The organism is Massilia sp. 01N417 (genome assembly GCF_056399645.1).
The window spans coordinates 125,131-148,836 of sequence record NZ_JBFTRS010000008.1 but is presented as its reverse complement, the minus strand read 5'-3'; the positions used below and the strand labels follow the sequence as shown (position 1 = coordinate 148,836).

The 23,706-nt window shown below is 66.4% G+C and carries 18 protein-coding genes; 5 read left to right on the top strand and 13 right to left on the bottom strand.

Going from position 1 to position 23,706, the window contains the following annotated elements; translation table 11 throughout:
• Nucleotides 1–14: 14 nt before the first annotated feature.
• The 7 genes from kdgK to uxaC all read right to left on the bottom strand — a co-directional run bounded on the left by kdgK (nt 15) and on the right by uxaC (nt 10,276).
• Nucleotides 15–944 carry a 2-dehydro-3-deoxygluconokinase gene (kdgK, locus tag AC1DOQ_RS11230; RefSeq protein WP_477363395.1) on the bottom strand — a complete coding sequence of 310 codons (930 nt, stop codon included), beginning with the start codon at nt 942–944 and terminating at the stop codon, nt 15–17.
• A 52-nt stretch (nt 945–996) separates the two neighbouring features.
• Nucleotides 997–3,084 carry a glycoside hydrolase family 28 protein gene (locus AC1DOQ_RS11225; RefSeq protein WP_477363596.1) on the bottom strand — a complete coding sequence of 696 codons (2,088 nt, stop codon included), beginning with the start codon at nt 3,082–3,084 and terminating at the stop codon, nt 997–999.
• A gap of 103 nt (nt 3,085–3,187) precedes the next feature.
• Nucleotides 3,188–4,459, bottom strand: a complete 1,272-nt coding sequence (locus AC1DOQ_RS11220; RefSeq protein WP_477363393.1) for a porin — start codon at nt 4,457–4,459, stop codon at nt 3,188–3,190.
• 24 nt (nt 4,460–4,483) lie between these two features.
• Nucleotides 4,484–5,776, bottom strand: a complete 1,293-nt coding sequence (locus AC1DOQ_RS11215; protein WP_477363390.1) for an MFS transporter — start codon at nt 5,774–5,776, stop codon at nt 4,484–4,486.
• Between the two features lie 44 nt (nt 5,777–5,820).
• Nucleotides 5,821–7,257 carry a tagaturonate reductase gene (locus tag AC1DOQ_RS11210; RefSeq protein ID WP_477363387.1) on the bottom strand — a complete coding sequence of 479 codons (1,437 nt, stop codon included), beginning with the start codon at nt 7,255–7,257 and terminating at the stop codon, nt 5,821–5,823.
• Entirely contained in the window at nt 7,254–8,864 is a 1,611-nt protein-coding gene (locus AC1DOQ_RS11205) for a UxaA family hydrolase (protein WP_477363384.1), read from the bottom strand. The genes AC1DOQ_RS11210 and AC1DOQ_RS11205 overlap by 4 nt, the downstream gene beginning before the upstream one ends.
• A 17-nt stretch (nt 8,865–8,881) precedes the next feature.
• The gene (gene uxaC, locus AC1DOQ_RS11200; protein WP_477363382.1) at nt 8,882–10,276 is read right to left on the bottom strand and encodes a glucuronate isomerase; all 1,395 of its coding nucleotides are present in this window, start codon (nt 10,274–10,276) and stop codon (nt 8,882–8,884) included.
• Nucleotides 10,277–10,637: 361 nt separating this feature from the next.
• On the opposite strand from uxaC, the gene AC1DOQ_RS11195 reads away from it, so the two are divergent.
• Complete coding sequence (locus AC1DOQ_RS11195) at nt 10,638–11,930, top strand: NCS2 family permease (RefSeq protein ID WP_477363593.1); 1,293 nt, start codon at nt 10,638–10,640, stop codon at nt 11,928–11,930.
• On the opposite strand, the gene AC1DOQ_RS11190 is transcribed toward AC1DOQ_RS11195, so the two are convergent.
• Both AC1DOQ_RS11190 and AC1DOQ_RS11185 read right to left on the bottom strand, forming a co-directional pair.
• Entirely contained in the window at nt 11,915–14,572 is a 2,658-nt protein-coding gene (locus AC1DOQ_RS11190) for a GGDEF/EAL domain-containing response regulator (RefSeq protein WP_477363379.1), read from the bottom strand. The genes AC1DOQ_RS11195 and AC1DOQ_RS11190 overlap by 16 nt on opposite strands.
• A gap of 296 nt (nt 14,573–14,868) precedes the next feature.
• Complete coding sequence (locus AC1DOQ_RS11185; RefSeq protein ID WP_477363376.1) at nt 14,869–15,501, bottom strand: response regulator; 633 nt, start codon at nt 15,499–15,501, stop codon at nt 14,869–14,871.
• A 206-nt stretch (nt 15,502–15,707) separates the two neighbouring features.
• On the opposite strand from AC1DOQ_RS11185, the gene AC1DOQ_RS11180 reads away from it, so the two are divergent.
• Entirely contained in the window at nt 15,708–16,514 is an 807-nt protein-coding gene (locus AC1DOQ_RS11180) for a DUF481 domain-containing protein (RefSeq protein WP_477363373.1), read from the top strand.
• Here AC1DOQ_RS11180 and AC1DOQ_RS11175 read toward each other — a convergent pair.
• Genes AC1DOQ_RS11175 through AC1DOQ_RS11165 form a run of 3 tightly spaced genes read right to left on the bottom strand, consistent with a single transcriptional unit; the run spans nt 16,502 to nt 18,568 of the window.
• Nucleotides 16,502–16,924, bottom strand: a complete 423-nt coding sequence (locus tag AC1DOQ_RS11175; RefSeq protein WP_477363370.1) for a GFA family protein — start codon at nt 16,922–16,924, stop codon at nt 16,502–16,504. The two genes, AC1DOQ_RS11180 and AC1DOQ_RS11175, sit on opposite strands and share 13 nt — an antisense overlap.
• 25 nt (nt 16,925–16,949) lie before the next feature.
• Entirely contained in the window at nt 16,950–18,239 is a 1,290-nt protein-coding gene (locus tag AC1DOQ_RS11170; protein WP_477363367.1) for an MFS transporter, read from the bottom strand.
• Nucleotides 18,236–18,568, bottom strand: a complete 333-nt coding sequence (locus tag AC1DOQ_RS11165; RefSeq protein ID WP_477363364.1) for a thioredoxin family protein — start codon at nt 18,566–18,568, stop codon at nt 18,236–18,238. Before AC1DOQ_RS11165 ends, AC1DOQ_RS11170 begins: the two co-directional genes overlap by 4 nt.
• Before the next feature lie 227 nt (nt 18,569–18,795).
• On the opposite strand from AC1DOQ_RS11165, the gene AC1DOQ_RS11160 reads away from it, so the two are divergent.
• The 3 genes from AC1DOQ_RS11160 (at nt 18,796) to AC1DOQ_RS11150 (ending at nt 21,169) form a co-directional block, all read left to right on the top strand.
• Nucleotides 18,796–18,978 carry a DUF3606 domain-containing protein gene (locus AC1DOQ_RS11160; RefSeq protein WP_477363361.1) on the top strand — a complete coding sequence of 61 codons (183 nt, stop codon included), beginning with the start codon at nt 18,796–18,798 and terminating at the stop codon, nt 18,976–18,978.
• 185 nt (nt 18,979–19,163) lie between these two features.
• Entirely contained in the window at nt 19,164–20,264 is a 1,101-nt protein-coding gene (locus AC1DOQ_RS11155) for a mechanosensitive ion channel family protein (protein ID WP_477363359.1), read from the top strand.
• 32 nt (nt 20,265–20,296) lie between these two features.
• The gene (locus AC1DOQ_RS11150) at nt 20,297–21,169 is read left to right on the top strand and encodes an SDR family oxidoreductase (RefSeq protein WP_477363356.1); all 873 of its coding nucleotides are present in this window, start codon (nt 20,297–20,299) and stop codon (nt 21,167–21,169) included.
• 48 nt (nt 21,170–21,217) lie between these two features.
• Here the strand turns inward: AC1DOQ_RS11150 and AC1DOQ_RS11145 are convergent, their stop codons facing one another.
• Complete coding sequence (locus tag AC1DOQ_RS11145; protein WP_477363353.1) at nt 21,218–23,626, bottom strand: penicillin-binding protein 1A; 2,409 nt, start codon at nt 23,624–23,626, stop codon at nt 21,218–21,220.
• Nucleotides 23,627–23,706: the final 80 nt, after the last annotated feature.

Genomic DNA, 23,706 nt, shown 5'->3' with positions numbered 1-23,706 from the left:
AAATCACGGTGTCCTTACGCCGGCATCGCCTCGCGCGGAATGATCGCCCCGCGATGCGTGATGACGGCCCCCGCCAGCCTGTGCCCTGCCCTTGCCGCTGCCGCCGGATCCTGCCCCGACAGCCGCGCCGCCATATAGGCCGCGCCGAAGGAATCGCCGGCCGCGGTGGTGTCGATCACGTCTTTCACAGGCACCGGTGCGACTTCATGCAGCTGGCCCTCGGCCCACACCAGGCAGGGCGCGGCGCCGCATTTCACCACCACCTCGCGGACGCCGTAGCCGCGCGTGCGTTCGACCACGTCGCGGGCGGTCTCTGCGCCGTAAATGGCATGTTCGTCGTCCAGGGTCAGCAGCGCGATGTCGGTGTGCGCCAGTACGCGGCGGTAGACGCCGGCCGCCGCCTGGGCGTTTTCCCACAGGCGCGGACGGTAGTTGTTGTCGAAGACGACGCTGCCGCCCCGCGCGCGGCACTGGGCCAGCGCGGCGATCAAGAGTTCGCGGTCGGCGTCCGACAGGATCGCCAGGCTGATGCCCGACAGGTAGACCATGCGCGCGGCCGCCAGCTGCACCAGCACCTTGCCGGCCTGCGGGGCCTCGAGCCAGTGGCGGGCCGCCGAATCCTTGCGCCAGTAATGGAAGCGGCGTTCGCCGCCGGGGTCGGTCTCGATCATGTAGATGCCCGGCAGGCGGTCCGGCAGGCGCTGCACGCAGGCGGTGTCGATGCCTTCGTGCTCCCAGCCGGCCAGCATCTCGTCCGACATGCCGTCGACGCCGAGCCCGGTCACATAGGCCACGCGCACCCTGGCCGGATCCAGCAGGCGCGCCATGTAGACCGCCGCATTGAGGGTGTCGCCGCCGAAGCGGTAATCCATGCCGGCGCTGCCCGCGCTGCGCTGCAGCTCGATCATGCATTCGCCGATCGCGTAGACGGTTTGTGCTTCCATGAGTTGTCCTTGAAATCATTCAGCTGGCCCCCGCCTGCGCGGGGGCCAGGCATCAACGGCGAGTAGCCCAGCTCGAACCAAAGTAGTTCGAGGCGCCGATCGCCGGGAAGTCGACATAGGCCTTCGAGCAGTCCACCACCTTGGCCGGATCGACGGCCTTGGTCGGCACGCCGTTCAGGACGTTGCGGTTGTCGGCGGTGGCGATCAGCGGCAGGTTCACGCCCTTGATCGTCAGCTTCGCGTCCGAGGTCGTCAGGGCGATGTCGTCCGGGCTGTCGGCGACCACGTTGTTCATGTTCATCACCAGCGGGTACTGCGGGTTGCCGAAGCCGCCGGTATTCGCCTGGAAGCCCTGCAGCTTGACCGCGGTCTTGCCCTGGATGCGGATGTTGTCCATGGTGATGTCATGGAAGTTCGGGAACAGCGGGCCGGCGCTCGGGAGCGCCTTGGTCGAGTAGTACGGCGTGAACAGCAGCGCATTGGTCGCGTCCTTGATGCAGGCGTAGCGGTAATGCACGTTGCTCACTTCGCCGCCGCGCGCATAGTCGGACTTGATGCGCAGGCCTTCTTCCGAATCCCAGAACGAGTTGTCGTACACCTCGATATTGGTCACGCCGGCGTTGGTCTCGGAACCGACCGAGATGCCGTGGCCGTAGTAGATATGGTTGTGAGCCACGACCATGCCGTACTTGCGGTCCGAACGAACGTCGCGCTTGCCGTCGATGCCGGGCAGGCCCGAGCCGGCGGGCGACGGATTCTGGCTGCCCTTGAAGGCCATGTCGTCGTCGCCGGTCGACACGTAGTTATAGGCGAACACGAAGTTCTTCAGGTAGCCGTCGAAGGACATCCTGGCGGCCGACCTGGTCGAGGAACCGGTGGCCAGGTAGTCGGAGATGGCTTTCGAGGACGAACCCGGATCGAAGGCGTCGGTGTTCTTGACGTTGTCTTCGTTGAAGACTTCGCCGGTGTACAGCGGATTGCCGTTGCCCGCCGGGTTGGCGAAGGCGGCCAGCGACGGCGTCTGCACCTTCACGCCCCACACGGTCAGGCCATCGACGCCGCTCGGCACGACGTGGAAGTTGGCGCTGTTGTTCAGGGTGATGCGGTACAGGGTCAGGTTCTTCGCGTAGTTGAACACCATCATGCGGAAGTTCGACTGCGAGCCGTAGCCGGTGGTGCCGTTCTGGACCATGTTGCCCAGGTAGGCCAGGTCCCACCAGGTCATGTTGCGCGAGGAGGACTTCGAGTTGACCACGGTGCCGCCGTCGTCGCAGGCGGTGCCGTCGGCCGCCTGCTGGCCCTTGGCGTAGGCCGCGTAGGTGTTCGAGCAGGTCATGTCGACCTTCATCAGCGGGTACAGCTTGTCCGTGGTGACGATCTCGGCGTAGCCGCGGCTGTCGATCGAGCCGTCGCCGACGACGGCCGAGTTGACCAGGTTGCTGCCGCCGATCAGCGGCAGGCAGTTCGAGGACGAACCGGCCTTGCTCGACGAGACCGCGGTGTTGGCGCAGTAGGGACCGGCCACGTTCGGCGAATAGGCCTTGGCGTCGCGGGTCGCGTACAGGGTCACGCCCTTGTCGATCCACAGGGTCACGCCCGACGGCAGAGTGAGCGGGCCGGAGATGAAACCGTCGCCGCCCTTCGGGTTGACGACCAGGCGCACGGCGAACTTCGATGCCTTGTACTGCGGCTTGGCCAGTTCTTCGCCGGACACGCCGGCGATGTTGACGTTCGGTTTGGCGGCGGCCTGCTGGGCGGCCGTCGCGGCGGCGTCGGCGGCGGCGATCTTCGCGCCCACTTCGGCGTCGACCGCGGCGCCGCAGGCGTCCAGCGCGGCCTGGATGCGGGCCTGGTCGGGATTGATCACGGCCGGGTCCTGCGCCACGCCCACGCCGGCCTTGTTCGGATCGGCTTCCGGCGGCAGCGAGCCGTCCGGACGGCGCACCAGCTTGGGATTCGCTTCCAGTACCGCGCACACCTGGGTGTCGGCAGGCAGGGTCGGTTCCGGTGGCAGGTCCGCATCGTAGGATGTGGTGCCGACCTGGTACACGCTGCCCGCGGTATAGGTGACGGCCGATTCGGTCGAACCGCCGCCGCCACCGCCGCCGCAGGCGGCCAGCGATGCGGCGATCGCCAGCATCGGTACTACCAGGCGGGCGTCCTTGGCGACGCGCGCGGCTTTCTTGTCTTGCTTGGTCATTACCTTGCTTCTCCGTGTCTCTTGTTTCTTGTCGCTGCAGCGCTCAGAAGCGTGCGATCAGGCCGATACCGAAGGCACGCGGGCTGTCGCCCGGGGCCAGGAAGGCGTCTTCCTTGCCGGCGTTGTTGCTGTACACAGGCGCCTGGCCCAGGTTCACGCTCTGCTGGGCGTGGTTGCGGATCTTGGTGTAGTAGATGTAGGGGCTCAGGTAGCGGTTCAGGTTGTAGATCGCGCCGATCGAGTACTGGTTGGCGGCGTAGTCGCTCTCCTTGCCGAAGGTCGCGCCCTTCAGGTCGAACAGCTTGCCGGCCGATGCCATGATGCTGGCCTTGCCGATGTCCTGGGCCACCGACAGCATCACCGCGTTCTGCTTCATGCTGCCGTAGGTGGTGGAGGTGTAGAAGCTGCCGGCGGTCGGCACCGAGACCTGCTCGTAGCCGTACTTGCCCTGCTCGAAGCCGAGGCCGATGGTGGTGTGGGTCGGCAGCTTGTAGCGGCCGATGACCTTGGTGAAGCTGGTGTTCACGCCCGAGGAATCGGTGGTGCGGAAGCCGTAGCCCTGGACCACGGCATCGAGATCGACCCCGGTGTTGTTCTGGCGGTCGTAGCCGACGCCCAGGGTCAGCGGACCCCGGTTGTACTTGGCGGCCACCGACCAGCGGCCGCGGTTGGTGTTGCTCTCCTGGTTCTCGTCGAAGCCGTAGGAGGCGCCGACCTGGAAACCGAAGTATTCCGGCGAGATGTAGTGGGCCGAGTTCTTGTAGCGCGCTTCGCCGCGGCCGAACACGCTGTCCGCATTGCCCGACATCTGGGCCGAGGTGTTGTTCCACACGTCCAGGCCGTGCACGGTCAGGCCGACGTTGCCGCCGAACTCGCCGCCCGAGCCGATCAGGCTGCGGTAGACGGAGTCGTTGTTACCGACCACGAAGCTGCCGAACCTGGCGCTCTCGATGCCGACATAGGAGTTGCGCGAGCTGAGTGTCGTCGATTCGCCGCGGGTGTTCACGCCGCCCTGGTCGAAGTTGTTCAGCGCGGCTTCGAGCTGCCAGATACCCTTCAGGTCGTCGGTCACGCCGATATTGCCGCGGAAGCCGAGGCGCGAGTTACCGTCCGAAACGCGGCCGCGGGTGCCGTACGGGGTTGCGCCGCCCTGGGCCTGGACCGATTCCAGTTGGCCGTTCAGGAAGCCGTAGATGGTCGTGTCGACCTTCAGCTTGGCCAGCTCGCCAAGGGTGGTTTCGGCCATCGAGACATTCGACAGGCAAGCCAGGGCGGCAGCCGCCAGGAGGGTTTTCCTGGAGATGAATTGCGTCATTTTCTTACTCTCTTGCTTGGTTGCTCAGGTTTGCGCCGTCTCGATGGACGACACGACTTTCATGGGCGGACGCGGGCCGCTTTCGCGGACCAGCATCCAGACGACGATGGCGGCGAGCACATCGAAAACGGCCAGCACGACGAACATCGGGCTGTAGCCGACATGGGTGACCAGCACGCCGAACAGCAGCGTGAACAGGGTCGCGCCCAGGTAGCCGGACATGCCGGCAAGACCGGTGGCGGTGGCCACTTCGTTCTTGCCGAAGACGTCCGAGGTGATCGAATACAGCGCGCCCGACAGGGTCTGGTGGGCGAAGCCGCCGATGCACAACAGGAGGATCGCGGTATAGGGGCTCTCGACCAGGCCCACGCAGCCCGGTGCGATCATCGACAGCGAACCGATCACCACCACCCACTTTCGGGATTGGAACAGCGAGACATTGAAACGCTTGTGGATGATCGGCGACAGGTAGCCGCCCAGCACGCAGCCGATGTCGGCGGCCAGGAAAGGCAGCCAGGCGAAGGCGGCGATCTCCTTCAGGTTCATGTGACGCTCGGTGGCCATGTACAGCGGGATCCAGGCATTGAAGGTCTGCCAGGCCGGCTCGGACAGGAAGCGCGGGATCGCGATCGACCAGAAGTTCCGGCTCTTCACGATCTGGCGCCAGCCGGCTTTTTTCGCATCGTCGGCGTGCTTCGCTTCCTGGCCCGACAGGATGTAATCGCGTTCGGAATCGAGCAGCATCTTCTGGTCGCGCGGGTGCTTGTAGAAGAAGGTCCAAAGCAGGGTCCAGACGATGCCGATCGCGCCCACCACGACGAAGGCCCATTTCCAGCCGGCGTGCAGGATGCACCACACCACCAGCGGCGGTGCGCACAGGGCGCCGATCGAGGAACCGATATTGAACCAGCCGATCGCCACCGAGCGCTCGCGCGCCGGGAACCATTCGGTGGTGGCCTTCACGCCTGCCGGAATGCCGGCCGCTTCCGTCAGGCCCAGCAGGCCGCGGAAGAAGGCCATGCTCTGCCAGCCGCTGGCCAGCGCCGCACTGGCGCAGGCCAGCGACCAGGCCAGGGCGAACACCGCGAAGCCGATCTTGGTGCCGATCGCATCCAGCACATAGCCGGCCACCGGCTGCATCACGGCGTAGCAGACCTGCCACGCGACCACGATATACGAGTACTCCGCGGTCGTGATGTGGAGATCCGCCATCATGGTCGGTGCCGCCACCGACAGGGTGTTGCGTGCCAGGTAGTTGACGATCAGGCCGAGCGTCACCAGCCCCACCATCCACCAGCGCATACCTTTGAATTTCATGTCTCCTCCTGGGTGTTCTGTTTATGCGGGCAACTAAAGGGCAACTAAGCGAGCAGCTCGCGTACGCCCCGGCGCCCGATCTGTTCGAGGGCGACGGTCAGCGCATAGGCCAGGCCCGGCACTTCGTTCAGGTCCCTGCCCCACAGCGCGCGGTTGGCCAGCCATCCGGACGCCAGCTGGGCCAGCGACCACTCGCCGCCATCGACCCTGGCCCAGCCGGCGGCGAACCACTCCAGATTGGCCTTGTCGTCCGACAGCTCGATGACGCCGCCGCGGTACAGCACCATCGTCGCGGCCAGGGCCAGCACCAGCCGGCGCGGCATGCGTCCCAGGTTGATCTCGATGTAGCGCAGCAGCTGCGGCATCACGCGCGCGGCGAACTTGCTCCAGCTGTTCAGGGCAATCGAGGCCAGGCGATGGTGGATGGCCGGATTACGGAAGCGCAGCAGCACGTCCTGGGCGTAGGCTTCGAGCCCGGCGCGGTCCATGCCGAGAGCCGGGATGATCTCGTCGGAGATGGCGGCGCGCAGGAAAGCGCCGGTGCCCTGGTCCTCGACCGCCGGGCCCACCGCTTCCAGTCCGGCCAGCAGGGCCACCGGCACCAGCGTGGTATGGCCGCCGTTGAGGATGCCGACCTTGCGCTTCTTGTAGGGCGTGATGTCGTCGACCAGCTTCACGTTCAGGCCGCTGCCTTCCAGCTTCAGCGCTTCGCCGACCCATGCCGGGCCCTGGATCACGAACAGGTAGTAGTACTCGACCGCCACCAGGAACTGGTCCTGGTAGCCGAGGTCCCGCTGGATTTCCTCGGAATCGGCGGCCGGGAAGCCGGTGACGATGCGGTCGACCAGGGTCGAACAGAAGGTGCAGGCGGTATCGAGCCAGGTGTCGAAGGCCGGCGGCAGCTTCCACAGGCGGGCGAAGTGCTTCACCGCGCGCTGGAGGGCCGGGCCGTTGTGGTCGATCAGCTCGCAGGGCAGCAGGACCACGCCGCGATCGGCGGCGCCGTCGAAGGCTTCGAAGCGCCGGTACAGGAACTGGGCCAGCTTGGCCGGGAAGGCACTGGGGGGCGCGTCGTCGAAACGGTCGGTCGCGTTGACGGCGATGCCGGCTTCGGTCGTGTTCGACACCACGAAGCGCAGGTCCGGGTTCGCGGCCAGTGCCAGGTAGTCGGCATGGCCCGCGTTCGGGTCGATCTCGCGCTGCACGCATTCGACCTTGCGGTATTCCTTGACGGCTGCGCCCTGCTCATTCAGGCCGCGCACCAGCACGGTGAACAGGCCGTCCTGCACGTCGAGCAAGGGCGCCGCGCTGCCGCCGCGCGGCCGCACGATCACCACGCCGGCGTCGAGACCGGTCCGCTCGTTGAGCAGGTCGATTTGCCAGTCGAAGAAGCCGCGCATGAAGTTGCCCTGGCCGAACTGGAGAACCTTGATGGGCAGCGCGAACGGCGCGCTGCGTTTGAGGACAGGTATCGGACTCACAGCGAAATATCCCGTTTCCAGAAGATGAAGTCGTACTGCTGCAGGCGGTCGGCCTTGCAGGTGTACTTGCCGCCGGCGGTGTCGACGACCATGTCGAACAGGCCCTGCGCCACTTCCGGCAGCGGCTTGCCCTCGATGATCGGACCGCAGTCGTAGTCGATCAGGTCGTTCAACCTGGCGGCGACGCGGCTGTTGGACGAGATCTTCAGCACCGGGACGATCGGGTTGCCGGTCGGCGTGCCGAGGCCGGTCGAGAACAGGACCACGTTCGCGCCCGAGGCCACGATGCCGGTGACGGATTCGACGTCGCCGCCCGGGGTGCACAGCAGGGCCAGGCCGGCCTTGTCGGTCTGCTCGCCGTAGTCCAGCACCGAGACGATCGGCGAGGTGCCGCCCTTCTTGGCGGCGCCGGCCGACTTCATCGCGTCGGTAATCAAGCCGTCGCGGATATTCCCCGGGCTCGGGTTGTCGGCGAAATGGGTGCCGACCGCCAGCGCCCGCTGCTCGAAGTCGCGCATCATGCCGAGGAAGCGGCGCTTGTCGTCGTCTTCCACGCAGCGTTCGATCAGGTTGGCTTCGACGCCGCAGAGTTCCGGGAATTCGGCCAGGATCGAGGAGCCGCCCACGGCCACCACCATGTCGGACACATAGCCCATGGTCGGATTCGCGGAAATGCCCGAAAAGCCGTCGGAGCCGCCGCACTTGACGCCGATCTTCAGGTGCGACAGCGGCACCGGCTGACGGCGCACCTTGTTGGCTTCCTTCAGGTGGCTCAGCGTGTCCTGCAGCACCGCCTTCATCATCTTTTCTTCGCTGTCCCACTGCTGCTGTTCATAGATCAGCACCGGCTTGTCGAAGTTCGGGTTTTGCCTGGCCAGCGCCTCCTTGAACATGGCGATCTGGGCGTTCTGGCAGCCCAGCGAGAACACCGTGATGCCGGCCACGTTGGGGTGGTCGGCATAGGCCGACAGGATCTTGCACAGCGAGCGCGCATCGGCGCGGGTGCCGCCGCAGCCGCCGTTGTGGGTGATGACGCGCACGCCGTCCAGGTTGGGGAAGGGACGCACCACCGGCTTGGGCGCTTCCATGTCTTCCCCGAGCAGCTGGAAGGTCAGCGCGGCCAGGTCGTCGGTGGCGTAGCCGAGCGGACGCTCGAGTGCGTTGCGCAGGTGCTCGACGTTGCGGTTCTCGCAGAAGACCAGCGGGAAGATCAGCCAGTAGTTGGCGGTACCCACGCGGCCGTCGGCGCGGACCACGCCGTCGAAGGTGCGGCCCTGCTGGCGGCTGACGTCCGGCGGGGTCCAGGTATACGGCTCGCTTGTTTCGCTACCGTCGCCGATCTCGACCTCGGCAGCGTAGTGCGCCAGGTTGTCGGTGGTGACGGCTTCGCCCTTGCGGATCGCCTGGGTCGCCTTGCCGACCGGGACGCCGTACATATTCAGGATCTCGCCCTCGGCGAAAGCGCGGCGGGCCAGCTTGTGCTTGGTCTTGACCGGGGTCGAGACCAGGATGTTCTCGTCATTCCAGGTGACGACATCGCCCGGCGCCAGGTCGGTCAGGGCGACCAGCATGCTGTCGTCCGGGTGGATGCAGATTACTCGTTGCATGAACGTGCGGCCTTTGATCAGAGCTTGAAGTAGTTCTTGGCGTTTTCGTAGCAGATCCCGCGCACGATGGTGGCGAGTGCTTCGAAGTCGTTCGGGTATTCGCCGCCGGCGACCCATTCGCCGAGCTGGCGGCAAACCAGGCGGCGGAAGTAGTCGTGGCGCGGATACGAAGCGAAGCTGCGCGAATCGGTCACCATGCCGACGAAGATGCCGAGCACCGAATGGTTACCGAAGGCCAGGATCTGGTTCAGGTTGCCGAGCTTGTGGTCGTTGAACCACCAGGCCGGGCCGAACTGCACCTTGCCGGCCACGCTGCCGTCCTGGAAGTTGCCGATCATGGTCGACAGCACTTCGTTCATGGCCGGGTTCAGGTTGAACAGCATGGTCTTCGGCAGCTGCTTGTTCGCGTCCAGGTTCGAGAGCAGCGCCACCAGGCCGTTCGAGGTGGTCATGTCGCCGATCGAGTCGAAGCCGGTGTCCGGGCCGAGGGTCTCGAGCATGCGCTGGTTATTGTTGCGCATGGCGCCGATGTGGAAGCACATGGTCCAGTCGTATCTGGCGTAGACGGCGCCGATGTGCTCCAGCAGGCCGCGCAGGTACTGGGCCTGTTCCAGGTCGCCCAGCAGCGCGCCGCCAAGGCGCTTGGCGAACATCGCCTCCAGCTGTTCGGCGCTTGCCGCGACGGTCGGGATCGGCATGTCGATCGCGTGGTCGGAGATGCGGCCGCCGCGCTCGTGGAAGTAGCCGACGCGCCTGGCCAGCGCTTCGATCATGGTCGCGAAGGACGTGATCTTCAGGTCCGCCACGTCCGACAGGCGCGCCACGTAATCGATGAAACCCGGGTTATTGATGCGCATCGCCTTGTCCGGACGGTAGGCCGGCAGCACGCGGGTCGAAAGTTGCGAGTTGGCGATCTCGGCGTGCTGCAGCAGGTCGTCGGCCGGGTCGTCGGTGGTGCAGGCGATTTCGACCTTGGCCTGCTCCAGGAAGGTCCAGGTGTCCATGGTCGCCAGCTTGGCGTTGGCCTGTTCCCAGATCGCTTCGGCGTTCTTTTCGTTGATGACCAGGTCGATGCCGAAGATGCGGCGCAGCTCCAGGTGGCTCCAGTGGTAGATCGGATTGCCGATCGCCAGCGGCAGCACCTTGCAGAAGGCCAGGAATTTCTCTTTGTCCGAGCGCTCGCCGGTGCAGTATTCCTCCGGCACGCCGGCGGTACGCATCAGGCGCCATTTGTAGTGATCGCCGCCCAGCCACAGTTCGGCGATGTTGCGGAAGGTCTTGCGTTCCGCGATTTCGCCCTGCTGCAGGTGCGAATGGTAGTCGATCACCGGCAGGTCGGCTGCTACCTCGTGGTACAGCTTCTTGGCGACGTCGGTGGTGAGGAGGAAATCCTTGTCCATGAATGCGGTCATGCTTTGTTGCTCCTTGCGTGGCGAGGCACCGGAATGGGCGCCTCTGATATATCAGAATGGTATGCCTAATATATTACTCACGCAAGATCTTTTGCTGCTTTTGGTCCGACCAATTTGTTTCGCTGATGTTTCCGGACCAACCAACTGGTGTCGGGAGGTCCAGCCATAAGTGCGGCGATTGTGGCGTATCGCGCCCGTGAATAGTGCCACTCAGCAATGAAAATTCGCGCGGCATGGCAAATGCCCAATAAAACACTTATCAGGCAAGCCAGGATATGGCTGATCTGCCGTCTGGTGTTATGCTTCGGTCATCGATAAGCTGACGTTTGTATGCAACACCACCATGGAGCCCACCACCACCATGCTTGAACGCTTCTTCAACCTGCGCCAAAGCGGCACCGACGTCCGCACCGAGATGCTGGCCGGTCTGACCACTTTCCTGACGATGGCCTACATCATCTTCGTCAACCCCTCGATCCTCGGCGACGCCGGGATGCCGAAGGAAGCCGTGTTCGTCGCCACCTGCCTGGTGGCGGCGCTCGGCAGTGCGGTGATGGGCCTGTACGCCAACTACCCGATCGCGATGGCGCCGGGCATGGGCCTGAACGCCTACTTCGCCTACGCGGTGGTGCTGGGCATGAAGGTGTCGTGGCAGGCGGCGCTGGGCGCGGTGTTCGTGTCCGGTTGCCTGTTCATCCTGGTCTCGGTGTTTGGCCTGCGCGCCATGATCGTGAACGGGATTCCGCGCTCGCTGCGGGTGGCGATCACGGTCGGCCTCGGCATGTTCCTGGCCCTGATCGCGCTGAAGAACGCCGGCATCGTGGTGGCCAGCGAGCCGACCCTGGTCAAGGTCGGCGACCTGCACCAGGCCGGCGCCATCATGGCCATGGTCGGCTTCCTGCTGATCGTGACCCTCGACCGCCTGAGGGTGCGCGGGGCGATCCTGATCGGCATCATCGCGGTGACGATCCTGAGCTTCTTCTTCGGCGGGAACCAGTTCCACCAGGTGGTCTCCGCCCCGCCCTCGCTGGCCCCGACCTTCCTGCAGCTGGACGTGAAAGGCGCGCTGAGCGTCGGCATCCTGAACGTGATCCTGGTGTTCTTCCTGGTCGAACTGTTCGACGCCACCGGCACCCTGATGGGCGTGGCGAGCCGCGCCGGCCTGCTGGTCGAAGGGAAGATGGAGCGCCTGAACAAGGCCCTGCTGGCCGACAGCGCCGCCATCGTCGCCGGCAGCGTCCTCGGCACCTCGAGCACCACGGCCTATATCGAATCGGCCTCCGGGGTCCAGGCGGGCGGCCGCACCGGCCTCACCGCGCTGACGGTCGCCGTGCTGTTCCTGGCCTGCCTGTTCATCGCGCCGCTGGCCGGCGTGGTGCCGCCCTACGCCACCGCCCCGGCCCTGCTGTTCGTCGCCTGCCTGATGCTGCGCGACCTCGGCGACATCGAATGGGGCGATACCACCGAAGCCATCCCGGCGGCCATCACGGCGCTGACCATCCCCTTCACCTATTCGATCGCCGAGGGCATCGCCTTCGGTTTCATCACCTATGCGGTGCTGAAGCTCACCACCGGCCGCGCCCGCGAAGTCAAGGCCATCGTGTGGGTGATCGCGGCGCTGTTCGCCTTCAAGATCGTCTACATCGGGACGTGATGCCCGGCACCTGATGGCTCCTCGGCCGGCTGCCGCCCCAGCGGCGCCAGGTCGAGCGTCTTGCCGTCGCGCAGCAGCTGCGCGAATTGCGCGGCCGGCACCGGCTTGCTGAAGTAATAGCCCTGCATGAGATCGCAGCCATGCTCGGCCAGCAGGGCCAGCTGGCCGGCATTCTCGACCCCTTCCGCCACCACCTTCAATCCCAGCCCGTGCGCCATCGCGATCACCGCCTGCGAGATCGCCAGGTCGTCGCCCGCCTTGTCGAGGATATCGGCGACGAAGGACTGGTCGAGCTTGAGCGTGTCGACCGGGAAGCGCTTCAGGTAGTTCAGGTTCGAGAAGCCGGTGCCGAAATCGTCGATCGCCAGCCGGATCCCCATGCTCTTCAGCTGGGCCAGCAGCGCGCAGCTCTTGTCGGCGTCCGCCATCGAGGCCGATTCGGTCAACTCCAGCTCCAGCAGCTCCGGCTCGATGCCGCACTCCTCGAGCACCCGGCCGACCGTCTCGACGATACGGTCGTCGAACTGGTTGGCCGACAGGTTCACCGCCACCGGCACCAGCGGCAGGCCGGCCTCGCGCCATGCGCGCTGCTGGCGGCAGGCGGCGTTCAGTACCCAGTCGCCCATCGGCAGGATCAGGCCGGTCTCCTCGGCCAGCGGGATGAACAGGCCAGGCGGCACCAGGCCGCGCTCCGGATGCTGCCAGCGCACCAGCGCCTCGGCGCCGACGATGCGGCCGCTGCCCAGATCGACCTGGGGCTGGTAATGCAGCACCAGTTCCTCGCGCTCGATGGCGCGGCGCAGCGCACTCTCCAGCTTGAAGCGGTCGTTGGCGCCCTGGTTCAGTTCGGGGCGGTAGAAGGCATAGCGCTGGCCGACGCCCTCGGCCGCCTGGCGCAGCGCGGCGACCGCACCCTGTACCAGCAGCTCGTACTTCAGGCCGTCGTTCGGGAATACCGCGATGCCGATCGCCGGGTCCAGGTGCAGCTCCTGGTGTTCCCAGGAATACGGCTTGGCGACCGCGGCCAGCAGGCGGCGCGCCGCCACCGCCAGGTCCTCGCCCACCGCGCGCAGCGCCAGCACGGCGAAGCTGCCGTCGGAGAAGCGGCCGACGGCGTCGGCGCCGGCGGTCTCGCGCAGGCGCGCCGCCACTTCCTGCAGCAGCCCCTGTTCGGCCGCCGGGCCCAGCGCCTCGCGGATCAGCGGCATGCGGCCCAGGCTCAGCAGCATGAAGCCGAGCACCTGCCCCGCGCCCTGGGCCTGGCCCTTCATCTGGCGCAGGCGGTCGCGCAGCAGCAGGCGGTTCGGCAGGCCCGTCACGGCGTCGAAGTTGCTGACGTAGCGCAGGCGTTCCTGGGCGCCGCGCAACTCGGTGGCGTCGATACCGGTGCCGAGCAGGTACTCGATGCTGCCGTCTTCGCGCCGCAGCAGGGTCGAGGTCCAGAGGATGGAACGGCGCTTGCCGTCCTGGGTATGCCATTCGCCCTGGATGCGCGCCGTTTCCGGCAGGCTGTCCAGGTGCTGGAACACGCGCCGCACCGCCAGTTCGTCGTCGACCCGCCGCACGACCTCCCAGGCCGGACGTCCGATCGCTTCGCTAGCCTTCCAGCCCAGCGCGTCCTCGCAGGCGCGGTTGAACATCACGATGTGGCCGCTGGGCGCCGCCAGCAGCACCAGCGCGCCGGCGGTATCGACCACCGCCGACAGGCGGTTGCGCTCCGAGCGCAAGGCCTCCGTGCGCTCGACCACCAGCGCTTCCATGCAGGCGTACAGGCGGGCGCGTTCCAGCGCCGAGCCGAGCTGGGTCGCGGCGCTGTCGAGCAGCGAGCGCTCGGCCTCGCCCAGCTCGGGACTGTTGGGCAGCAGCTCGAGCACGCCAACCTCGCGATGCTCGGCATACAGCGGCAGGCGCAGCACATGCATGCCGGGCGCTTCGCCGGCCGGCATGCCGCGCGCCGCCAGCATCCTGAGCGCACCGTTCTGCCGCAGCGCGCCGACCGCGGCGCCGGCCAGGCCCGGCATCGCCAGCAGATGGGCCAGCGCCGCTTCGGCGACGGCCTGTTCGCCGACCGCCTCGTTCAGCGCGGCCGCCATGCCGTGCAGGGTCGCCAGCGAGCGGACGGAGCGTTCCAGCGAGGTCCGCTGCTCGGCCAGTTCGGCATTCATGCGCAGGGCCTGGGCGTGGGTGGCGACCAGCAGTTCGTAGATCTGGCGCCGCTCGGCCGCCATGAATTCCAGCGGACGGTCGGGCGAACCGAGAGCGCAATCCTGGAGGATGCGGCGCAGGCGCTCGCGCAGCTGCATGCCGTCGTAGGGTTTGCGGACGAAGCTGTCGGCGCCGGATTCCAGGGCCTGGACGATGTCGTTCAGGCTGGACAGCCGGGTCAGCAGCACCACCGGCAGGTTGGCGTAGACCGGGTCTTCCTTCAGGATGCGGCACAGCGTGAATCCGTCCATGCCGGGCATGGCGATATCGCTGATGACCAGCTGGGGGCGGCGGCGCGCCACTTCGGCCAGCGCGGCCGAGCCGTCGCCGGCGATCCGGACCTTCCAGCCGGGTTCGCTCGCCAGCAGGCGCGCCAGATGCTGCGCCTGGGTGGGACTGTCTTCCACGACCAGGATCTCCACCGTGTCCCCGGGCATGGCTCTCTCTCGCTTCGTCATCATCGTTTGTATGCGCTGTCGGTGGAAACCTTGCAATATCGATAGGCAAGATGGAGAAGTTATAACATTGTGTCGGCGGTCGGCAGCAGAGGCTCCCAGTGCACGATCGTATTTACAGTCGCGCACGATCCAGCCGCCAGGTGATCGACCGCCCCCGGCTGCCAGAGTGAATCAGAGAGTGAAGAAACCGCGGACAGGTCGCGCATTGCATGTTGCCTGTCGCATATTTAACGACAACGCGAGTTTCACATTGTTACCTTGCGGCAACGTGAAAATCAGCCGGAGAGGCCGTGGCGTAAAGCGTAGCGGATCAGCGCCGCATTCGAGGACAGGCCCATCTTGCGGAAGATGCGGTTACGGTAGGTATTGACGGAACTGATGCTGATGCCGAGTTCTGCGGCGACCTGCTTGACCTGCAGGCCGGCGCCGATCAGCGCCACGATTTCCCCTTCGCGCGGGGTCAGCAGGTGATGCGGCGGCGTCGGCGGCGGGCAGCTCGCCTCCTGTATCAGGAGGGCGGCGACGCGCGAGCCGAGCCAGCGCAGACCCTGGGCGGCCTTGCGCACCGCCTCGACCAGGTCGGTCGACACGCTGGCCTTGGACACATAGCCGAGCGCACCCGCGCGCAGGGCCGCGAGGGCATGGCCGTCCTCCGGGTGCATGCTCAGCATGACTACCCGTAAGCCCGGAAAACAGCGGAGCAACTCCGCCAGCCCGTCCAGCCCGTTGGCGTCGGGAAGACTGATGTCCAGCACGACGACGTCGGGTCGGACCTGGGCGACCAGCGCCAGGGCCTGCTTCAGGTCCCCCGCCTCCCCGGCAACCTTGAGGTCGGCGCAGGCGCGCACGATCTTCTTGATGCCCTCGCGGATCAATTCGTGGTCGTCGACGATGACTAGCCTGCTCAATGTGGCTCCCATACATACACGCCGGTATGTCCGGCAAAACCCAACATTCTAGACATGTCGCGGCTTGAATTGCAAACACAATGAAAGTGGACTTAACAATTGCATCATCTCATCGCATAATTCTGTAGGGAAATGTTGCGACGGATGGGTTTGAAGCCCGGCTTTGGTTTACAATGTCGGGCCATCCAATGAACGACGGGATGCTCATGAGATCTCAGCTACTTTGGGCGCTGGCTGTGGCCGGCGCAACCGGCACGGCAGCCGCCGCGCCGGACGACATCGGCAATGCCGCCCCGTCGTCCACCTATTTTACGCAAGCACCGACCATCGCTGTGCCGGAAGGCAGCAGCTGGTACACCTCCGCCGAACTGGGCGCGATCAGCACCTCCGGCAACACCACCGGCACCTCGGTCACGGGCAAGATCGACGCCCGCCACGAGATGAGCAACTGGAGCAACGAGTACATCTTCAGCGGCTTCTTCAAGGAAGACGAAGTGGTCCACGACGACGGCAGCCGTACCAAGAACCGCTCGGCGGAACGCTGGCAGCTGTCGGCCAAGGCGGCCTTCAAGCTGCTCCAGGACGGCAACCGCGCCTTCGTGCTCGGTTCCCACGTGAACGACAAGTTCGGCGCCTACACCCGCTATTCGACCCTGGCGGTCGGTTACGGCACCCAGCTGCTCAAGCGCGAGGACAAGACGGTCGACGTCGAGATCGGTCCGGGCTACTTCCACGGCGAGAGCGCGACCGGCGAGCAGGATTCGGGCATGACCGTGCACGGCGCCGCCCAGCTGCGCTGGCGGGTCAGCCCGTCGGCCAACTTCAGCCAGACGGTCAGCGTCGAGCGCGGCACCTCGAACACGCATACGGTGGCGGAGACGGCCCTGAGCACCAAGATCAACGGCACCATGCAGATGAAGGCGGCGTTCAGCGCCCGCAGCGACAGCAAGGTGCCGGAAGACAAGAAGAACACCGATACCCAGACCTCGCTGACCCTGGTCTACTCCTTCTGATCCCCCGGCAGTCCTTCCCCGCGGCTGCGTGGATACACGGGCATGCCGTCGTCGACCCGCATCCAGCCCAGCCGCTGAGAAGCGAAGGTATGGTCCCGAGGCGAGGCCGCCTCGGGATCGTCCAGGGTGCAGGCCAGCACGTCGATCTCGTGCGCGTAACCGTCGTTGCGGTAGCTGAGCGGCGTCCCGCAGGCGTCGCAGAAGCCGCGCTCGACCCTCGGACTGGAGCGGTGCACGGCCGGACTGCCCCGCACCCAGCGTAGTTCGGCCGCCGGCACCGTGAACCAGGCGACGGCCGGCGCTCCCGCCGCGCGCCGGCAATCGACGCAATGGCAGAGGGTGCGGTGGAAAGGCAGCGCCGCCGTTTCATAGCGCACCGCGCCACAGGAACAGCCTCCCTTCAACAGCATTGCCTCCTCCTTCGCCGAACCGGGTTCAGCGCGCTTCCGCCGGCTTCACCGGCAGCAGCGCCGCCAGGCTGATCAGGGCTGCCCCGCTCAGGTACCAGCCCACGGTGGACAGGCCGTGGTTGGTTGCCAGCCAGGTGGCCACGTAGGGCGCCAGCGAGGCGCCCAGGATGCCGGCCAGGTTGAAGGTCAGCGAGGCGCCGGTGTAGCGCACCTCGGGCGGGAACATCTCGGACAGCAGGGTCCCGAGCGGACCGTAGGTCATGCCGATCAGGCACTGGCCGAGCACCATGAACAGCGTCACCATCGCCAGCGAGCCGGAGCCGAACATCGGCCCGAACAGCAGGCCGAAGACCGCGATCGCGGCCGATACGCCGATCATCACGCGGCGCCGGTCCAGGCGGTCGGCCAGCATTGCTGCCACCGGGATCGTGAGGCCGAAGAACAGGATCGCGAACAACTGCAGCAGCAGGAATTGCTGGCGCGAATAATGCAGGGCCGTGGTGCCCCAGCTGAGGGCGAACACCGTCATCAGGTAGAAGATCACGAAGGTCGACAGCGCGGCCAGGGTGCCCAGCACCAGCGCGCCGGGATGCGACTTGAATACGGCGGCCACCGGCAGGCGCACCCGCTCGTTGCGCTCCAGGACCTTCTGGAAGTCGGGGGTCTCGGTGATCTTCAGGCGCACGTACAGGCCGATCAGCACCAGCAGCGCGCTGGCCAGGAAAGGCACCCGCCAGCCCCAGGCAAAGAAATCGGCATCCGACAGGGTCTGCGACAGCACCAGGAAGGTCGAACCGGACAGGAAGAAGCCGAGCGGCGCGCCCAGCTGAGGGAACATGCCGTACCAGGCGCGCTTGCCCGGCGGCGCATTCTCGGTGGCGAGCAGCACCGCCCCGCCCCACTCGCCGCCCAGGCCCAGGCCCTGGCCGAAGCGGCACAGCGCCAGCAGCAGCGGCGCCAGGGTGCCGATCGAGGCGTAGGTCGGCAGCAGGCCGATCACGACGGTCGACAGGCCCATGGTAAGCAGCGCCGCCACGAGGGTAGCCTTGCGGCCGATGCGGTCGCCGAAGTGCCCGAACACGGCCGAGCCCACGGGACGCGCGAAAAAGGCGATCGCGAAGGTCGCCAGCGACTGCAGGGTTGCGGCGGCCGGGCTGGCCGCCGGGAAGAACAGCTTCGGGAACACCAGCACCGCGGCGGTGGCGTAGATGTAGAAGTCGAAGAACTCGATGGTAGTGCCGATCAGGCTGGCGAACAGCACGGTCGACGGACGGTTGGCGGCGGCGCGCACCGCTTGCGGTTCGGCTGCGATCATGCGGCGCCTGCCTTGCCGGCCGCCTCCAGGGCATCCTTCACTTCCTGCGCACCGGCCGGGCGCACCACGCGCGCCACTTCCTGGCCATCCTTCATCACGACCACCGTCGGCCACAGCTTGACGCGGAAGGAGCGGCCCAGCGGACGGCCCGGACCGTCCTCGGCCTTGACGTGCTTAACGTCCGGATAGGCTTTCAGCGCCTCGTCGATATCGTGTTCGGCCGCCTTGCAGTAGCCGCACCAGTTGGTGCCGAAATCGACGGCCACCACGCCGGGCATCGCATCGACCGCGGCGCGGTCGGGCTGGGCGGTTTCATAGGGCTTGGGCATGCTTTCTCCTGATTGTGCAATTGACAGTAGCGTACCTCAAATGCATGCCGGCGGCGAGTGTGGCGGCCGCCCTCTTTCCTGGTGGCGGGTTTATGTTTGTGTGGCGTGATATGTGGGTTAGTTGCATCTTGATTTTTCGTTCGCGTAACGTGAATTAGCGAACGGAATACGGCAGCGGCCGATGGCATCCTGACAAGGTACTCGTCGACGATGAAAAGGAGGCCACCATGTCCGACAATCTGCAGAACCGCGGCCAGCAGGACCGCGCCCGCATCAACCTGCACGAGAAGCACGAGGTCCAGTACTGGACCAAGGCCCTCGGCGTGACCCAGGAAGAACTGGAGCAGGCCGTGAAGCAGGCAGGCAACAGCGCCGAAGCCGTACGCGAGCACCTGCGTACCAGGCACTGAGCAGGCACTGAGCAGGCACTGAGCAGGCACTGAGCAGGTACTGAGCAGGCACTGAGCAGGTACTGAGCAGGCACTGAACCCGCAGCATCCCCGGGCGCCGGCGGCCGGCGCCCGCCTGCCCCGGCAGGCCGCCTTTCCCGCGCCCCCTCGGCGCGCATTCCCCGCCCCACCTTGAAAGGAGCCCAATGGACATCCGCGGCTATTTCACATCCCTCGACATCAGCTGGACCAACGCCGCCTTCGCCATCGCCGCGGCGGTCGTCAGTTTCATCCTCATCCACGCCGCGGTGGTGCTGTTCCGGCGCCGCCTCGACCAGCTCTCCGGCGAAGCCGCCCAGCGGCCCATCGTCGACGTCCTCCAGCACACGCTGGCGCGCACCAGCAATGTGGCGATCCTGGCGACCTCGATCCTGATCGGCGCCTCGGTACTCGACCTGCCGCCGCCCTGGGACCAGCGCATCGGCCACCTGTGGTTCATCACCCTCGGCGCCCAGCTCGCCGTATGGCTGCACCGCGCGATCGGCGTGACGGCGCGGCGCTACTTCCGCATCCACGGCAAGAACAAGGAAAACGAGCAGGTCACGGTGGCGCACACCCTGATGATCTGGGCGCTGCAGTGGAGCGTCTGGACCGTGTTCCTGCTGGCCATGCTGTCCAACCTCGGCATCAACGTCACCACCTTCGTGGCCAGCCTCGGCATCGGCGGCGTGGCGGTGGCGCTGGCGGTGCAGAACATCCTCGGCGACCTGTTCGCCTCGCTGTCGATCGCGGTCGACAAGCCCTTCGAGGTCGGCGACTTCGTCTCGGTGCCGGAATTCTCGGGCACGGTCGAACACGTCGGCCTGAAGACCACCCGCATCCGCGCGCTGTCCGGCGAACAGATCGTGATCGCCAACGCCGAGCTGCTGCGCAAGGTGGTCCACAACTTCAAGCGCATGAACACGCGGCGCGTGCAGTTCACGCTGCGCATCAACCCGTCCACCCCGCCCGAGCTGGCGGCCAAGGTCCCGCCGAAGCTGTCGTCCATCATCGAAGGCAAGGACAAGGTAAAGCTCGACCACGTCAGCCTGACGGTGCTGGACCAGAATTTCATCGAGTACGACATCGTCTACAACCTGTCGGACGCCGATTTCAGCCTCTTCCTCAAGACCCAGCAGCAGGTGTTGCTGGAAGCGATGCAGATGTGCCGCGAGCTCGGCATCTCGACCGCGCCGCGCGCCCGCGAGCTGCTGGTGAACGACGCCACGGGCCCGAAACCGGCGACGCCGCGTTTCGGAACGGCGTAGCATCGCAGGCCACGATTCCGATGGAGGCCGAGATGTCGCAAAACCAGCAAGAGCGCCGGCAGGAGGCGCAGAAGCACACACCGATGCAGCAGCCGCCCGGCAGCGAGGCCCTGCTCACGCCCAAGGCCGACCACGGCGAGTCCAGCTACGTCGGCCACGGCCGCCTGGCCGACAAGAAAGCCCTGATCACCGGCGCCGACAGCGGCATCGGCCGCGCCGTCGCCCTGGCCTTCGCGCGCGAGGGCGCCGACGTGCTGATTTCCTACCTGGACGAGCACGAGGATGCGAAGGAGACCGGGCGCCTGGTGCAGGAAGCCGGGCGCAAGGCGGTGCTGGTGCCGGGCGACATCGCCGATCCCGCGCATTGCCGCGCCCTCGTCGACCGCGCCGTCCAGGAATTCGGCCGCATCGACGTGCTGGTGAATAACGCCGCCTTCCAGATGACCCACGAAGACATCGAGGACATCCCCGACGAGGAATGGCGCCACACCTTCGCCGTCAACATCGACGCGATGTTCTACATCTGCAAGGCGGCGGTGAAACACATGCAGCCCGGCGCCTCGATCATCAACACCACCTCGATCAACTCGGACAAGCCGAAACCGACCCTGCTGGCCTACGCGACCACCAAGGGCGCGATCGCGAACTTCACGGCCGGCCTGGCCCAGCTGCTGGCGGACAAGGGCATCCGCGTGAATTCGGTGGCACCGGGACCGATCTGGACGCCGCTGATCCCGTCGACCATGCCGCCGGAGGAAGTGGCCAGCTTCGGCCAGCAGACGCCGATGAAGCGGGCCGGCCAGCCGGCCGAGCTGGCGCCGGTGTATGTGATGCTGGCGTCGAACGAGGCCAGTTATGTGTCGGGGGCGAGGATTGCGGTGACGGGCGGGACCCCGATCCTGTAGGGTGGGCGGTCCTCCGCCCACGCGGAGGTTCGCGTGACGCCGGCAATATCAGGCGTCGTTCGGGAACCGGTTCCCCACATCCTGCCGCGGTTCCGCCGGCGGCTCCGGCGATTCCGGCGGCTTCGGCAGGTCGGCCGGCGGGCCGTCTTCCTGCATGTCGCCGCCCTCTTCCATGTCTTCCTCCGGCTCGGCGTGGCGCACCACCGGCTCCGGCTTGCGGTAGCCCGGGAACTGGGCGTCGGCCGCCAGCTTGCCGCTGTCGAGGGCGGACTTGAAGAAGTCGCCCACCAGCAGGATCGCGCTGTGGCCGCCCTGGCCCCAGTAGTTCGAGCGCATCGTCACGCGGTTGTCGTTGAATCCCACCCAGGCGCCGGCCACCAGGTTCGGGTGCATCATGATGAACCAGCCGTCGGCATTGTTCTGGGTGGTACCGGTCTTGCCGGCGACGTCCCCCAGGATGCCGAAGCGGTTGCGCACCGCGGTGCCGGTACCGCGGTTGATCACACCGCGCATCATGTCGATCAGGGTTTCGCTCGAGGCCTGGGACAGCACCCGCTGCGGGGTCTGGGTGGCGAAGTCGGCGATCAGCTTGCCGTCGCGGTCGGTGATCCGCCGCACGAACACCGGACGCCGGTATTCGCCCTGGGCGGCAATGGTGGAATAGGCGCTGACCATTTCCAGCAGGGTCACCGGGCTGGTGCCGAGGGCGATCGAAGGCACCGCCTGCAGCTTGCTGCCGCGCACGCCCATGTCCTGGGCCAGCTTGACGATCGGCGCCACGCCGACATCCTGCATCACCTGGGCCGTGATGGTGTTTTTCGAGAACACCAGGCCGTCGCGCATGGTCAGGCGGCGGCCGGTGGTGCCGCTGTTGTCGGTCGGGCGCCAGGTGAAGCCGTTGGGGCCGCGGATCGTGGTCACCGCGTCCAGGTAGGGATGGTCGGGCGTGATGCCGCGTTCCAGCGCGGCCGCGTAGACGATGGGCTTGAAGGTGGAACCCGGCTGGCGGGTCGCCTGGTTGACGTGGTCGAACTGCTCGCGCTGGAAGTTGCGGCTGCCGACCCAGGCCTTGACCTCGCCGGTGGTCGGGTCCATGGCGACGAAGCCGGCTTCGAGGCGCGACTTGGCGTTCTTCAGCTGGCGCATGAAGTCGCGGTCACCCTTCAGGCGCTTGAGGGCCGCGGCCGGCGCTTCGCCGCCGTCCACCGCATGCTTGTACTCGCCGGTCTCGCGCACGAAGGCGTCCAGCAGCTCGCCGTGCGACTGCCAGAAATAGTCGAAGGGCGTGACGTTTCCGCGCATCTCGGCATAGGTCTGGGTCGAGGTCGAGTTGATCGGCCAGGCATGCGCCCAGTCGACGTCGGCGATCGCCTGCAGGGCATCGGCCTGGCGCTCGACCGCGCGCTGGGCTGCCTGCTGCAGGTCGTAGTCGAGGGTGGTCTGCACCACCAGGCCGTCCTGCTGCAGGTTGACGTCGTTCTTGTCGGCCCACTCGACCAGCCAGCGGCGCACGTAGGCGGTAAAGTGGTCGTCCTTGCCGCTGCGCTCCTGCTGACGGGTGAAGCGCACCTTCAGCGGGCGTTTCGCCAGCTGCTCGTAGCGCTTCTCGTCGAAGGCGCCGGCCTTCATCATCTGCGCCAGCACCACGTTGCGGCGCGCCTTCGAGCGTTCCGGATTGGTCACCGGATTGTAGTAGGCGGTCCCCTTCAGCATGCCGACCAGGGTCGCGGCCTCGGTTTCGCTCAGTTGCGCGGCCGGCTTGTCGAAATAGGTACGGGACGCCATCTCGATGCCGTAGGTGTTGTACAGGAAGGGCACCGTGTTCAGATAGGCTTCCAGGATCTCGGTCTTGCTGTAGGTGTTCTCGATCTTGAAGGCGGTGATCAGTTCCTTCAGCTTGCGGTTCAGGTTGCGCTTGCTGCCGATCTCGTCGGGGAACATATTGCGCGCCAGCTGCTGGGTGATGGTGGAGCCGCCCTGTGCGTCGCCCTTCAGGTTGGCCAGCACGGCGCCGCCGATGCGGGTGAAGTCGACGCCGTGGTGTTCGTAGAAGCGGTGGTCTTCGGTGGCGATCAGGGCGGTGATGACGTTCGGCGAGATCTGCGACAGCTTCACCTTTTCCTGCAGGCCCTGCTCGAAGCTGGCCAGTTCGCGGCCGTCGCTCGACAGCACCACGGTGGGCTGGGCCACGCGCGCCTGCCTGACGTCCTCGATGCCGGGCGTCAGCGGAAACAGCAGCGCCACATAGATGGCGAACACCACGGTCATGGCCAATCCCGACCACAGCCCGATCAGCAGCCAGCGCTGCAGCGGCGGGCGCGCCATCAGGCCGGCCTTCACCTGCGCGTAACGGGCGCGAGCGCGCGCCGCGGCGGCCCCTGCCCGGCGCCGCTCCGGGCCCGGGTAGCCCATCGGTTCCTGCTTCTGCTGCTCTTCGTTATTGTTATGATCGTCCACGTGGTGTTCCTGAAACTTCTCTGATGACCGCCGCAAGTATACCCGAGGGCGGCCTCGACGACGGTGCGGCACGCCGCATA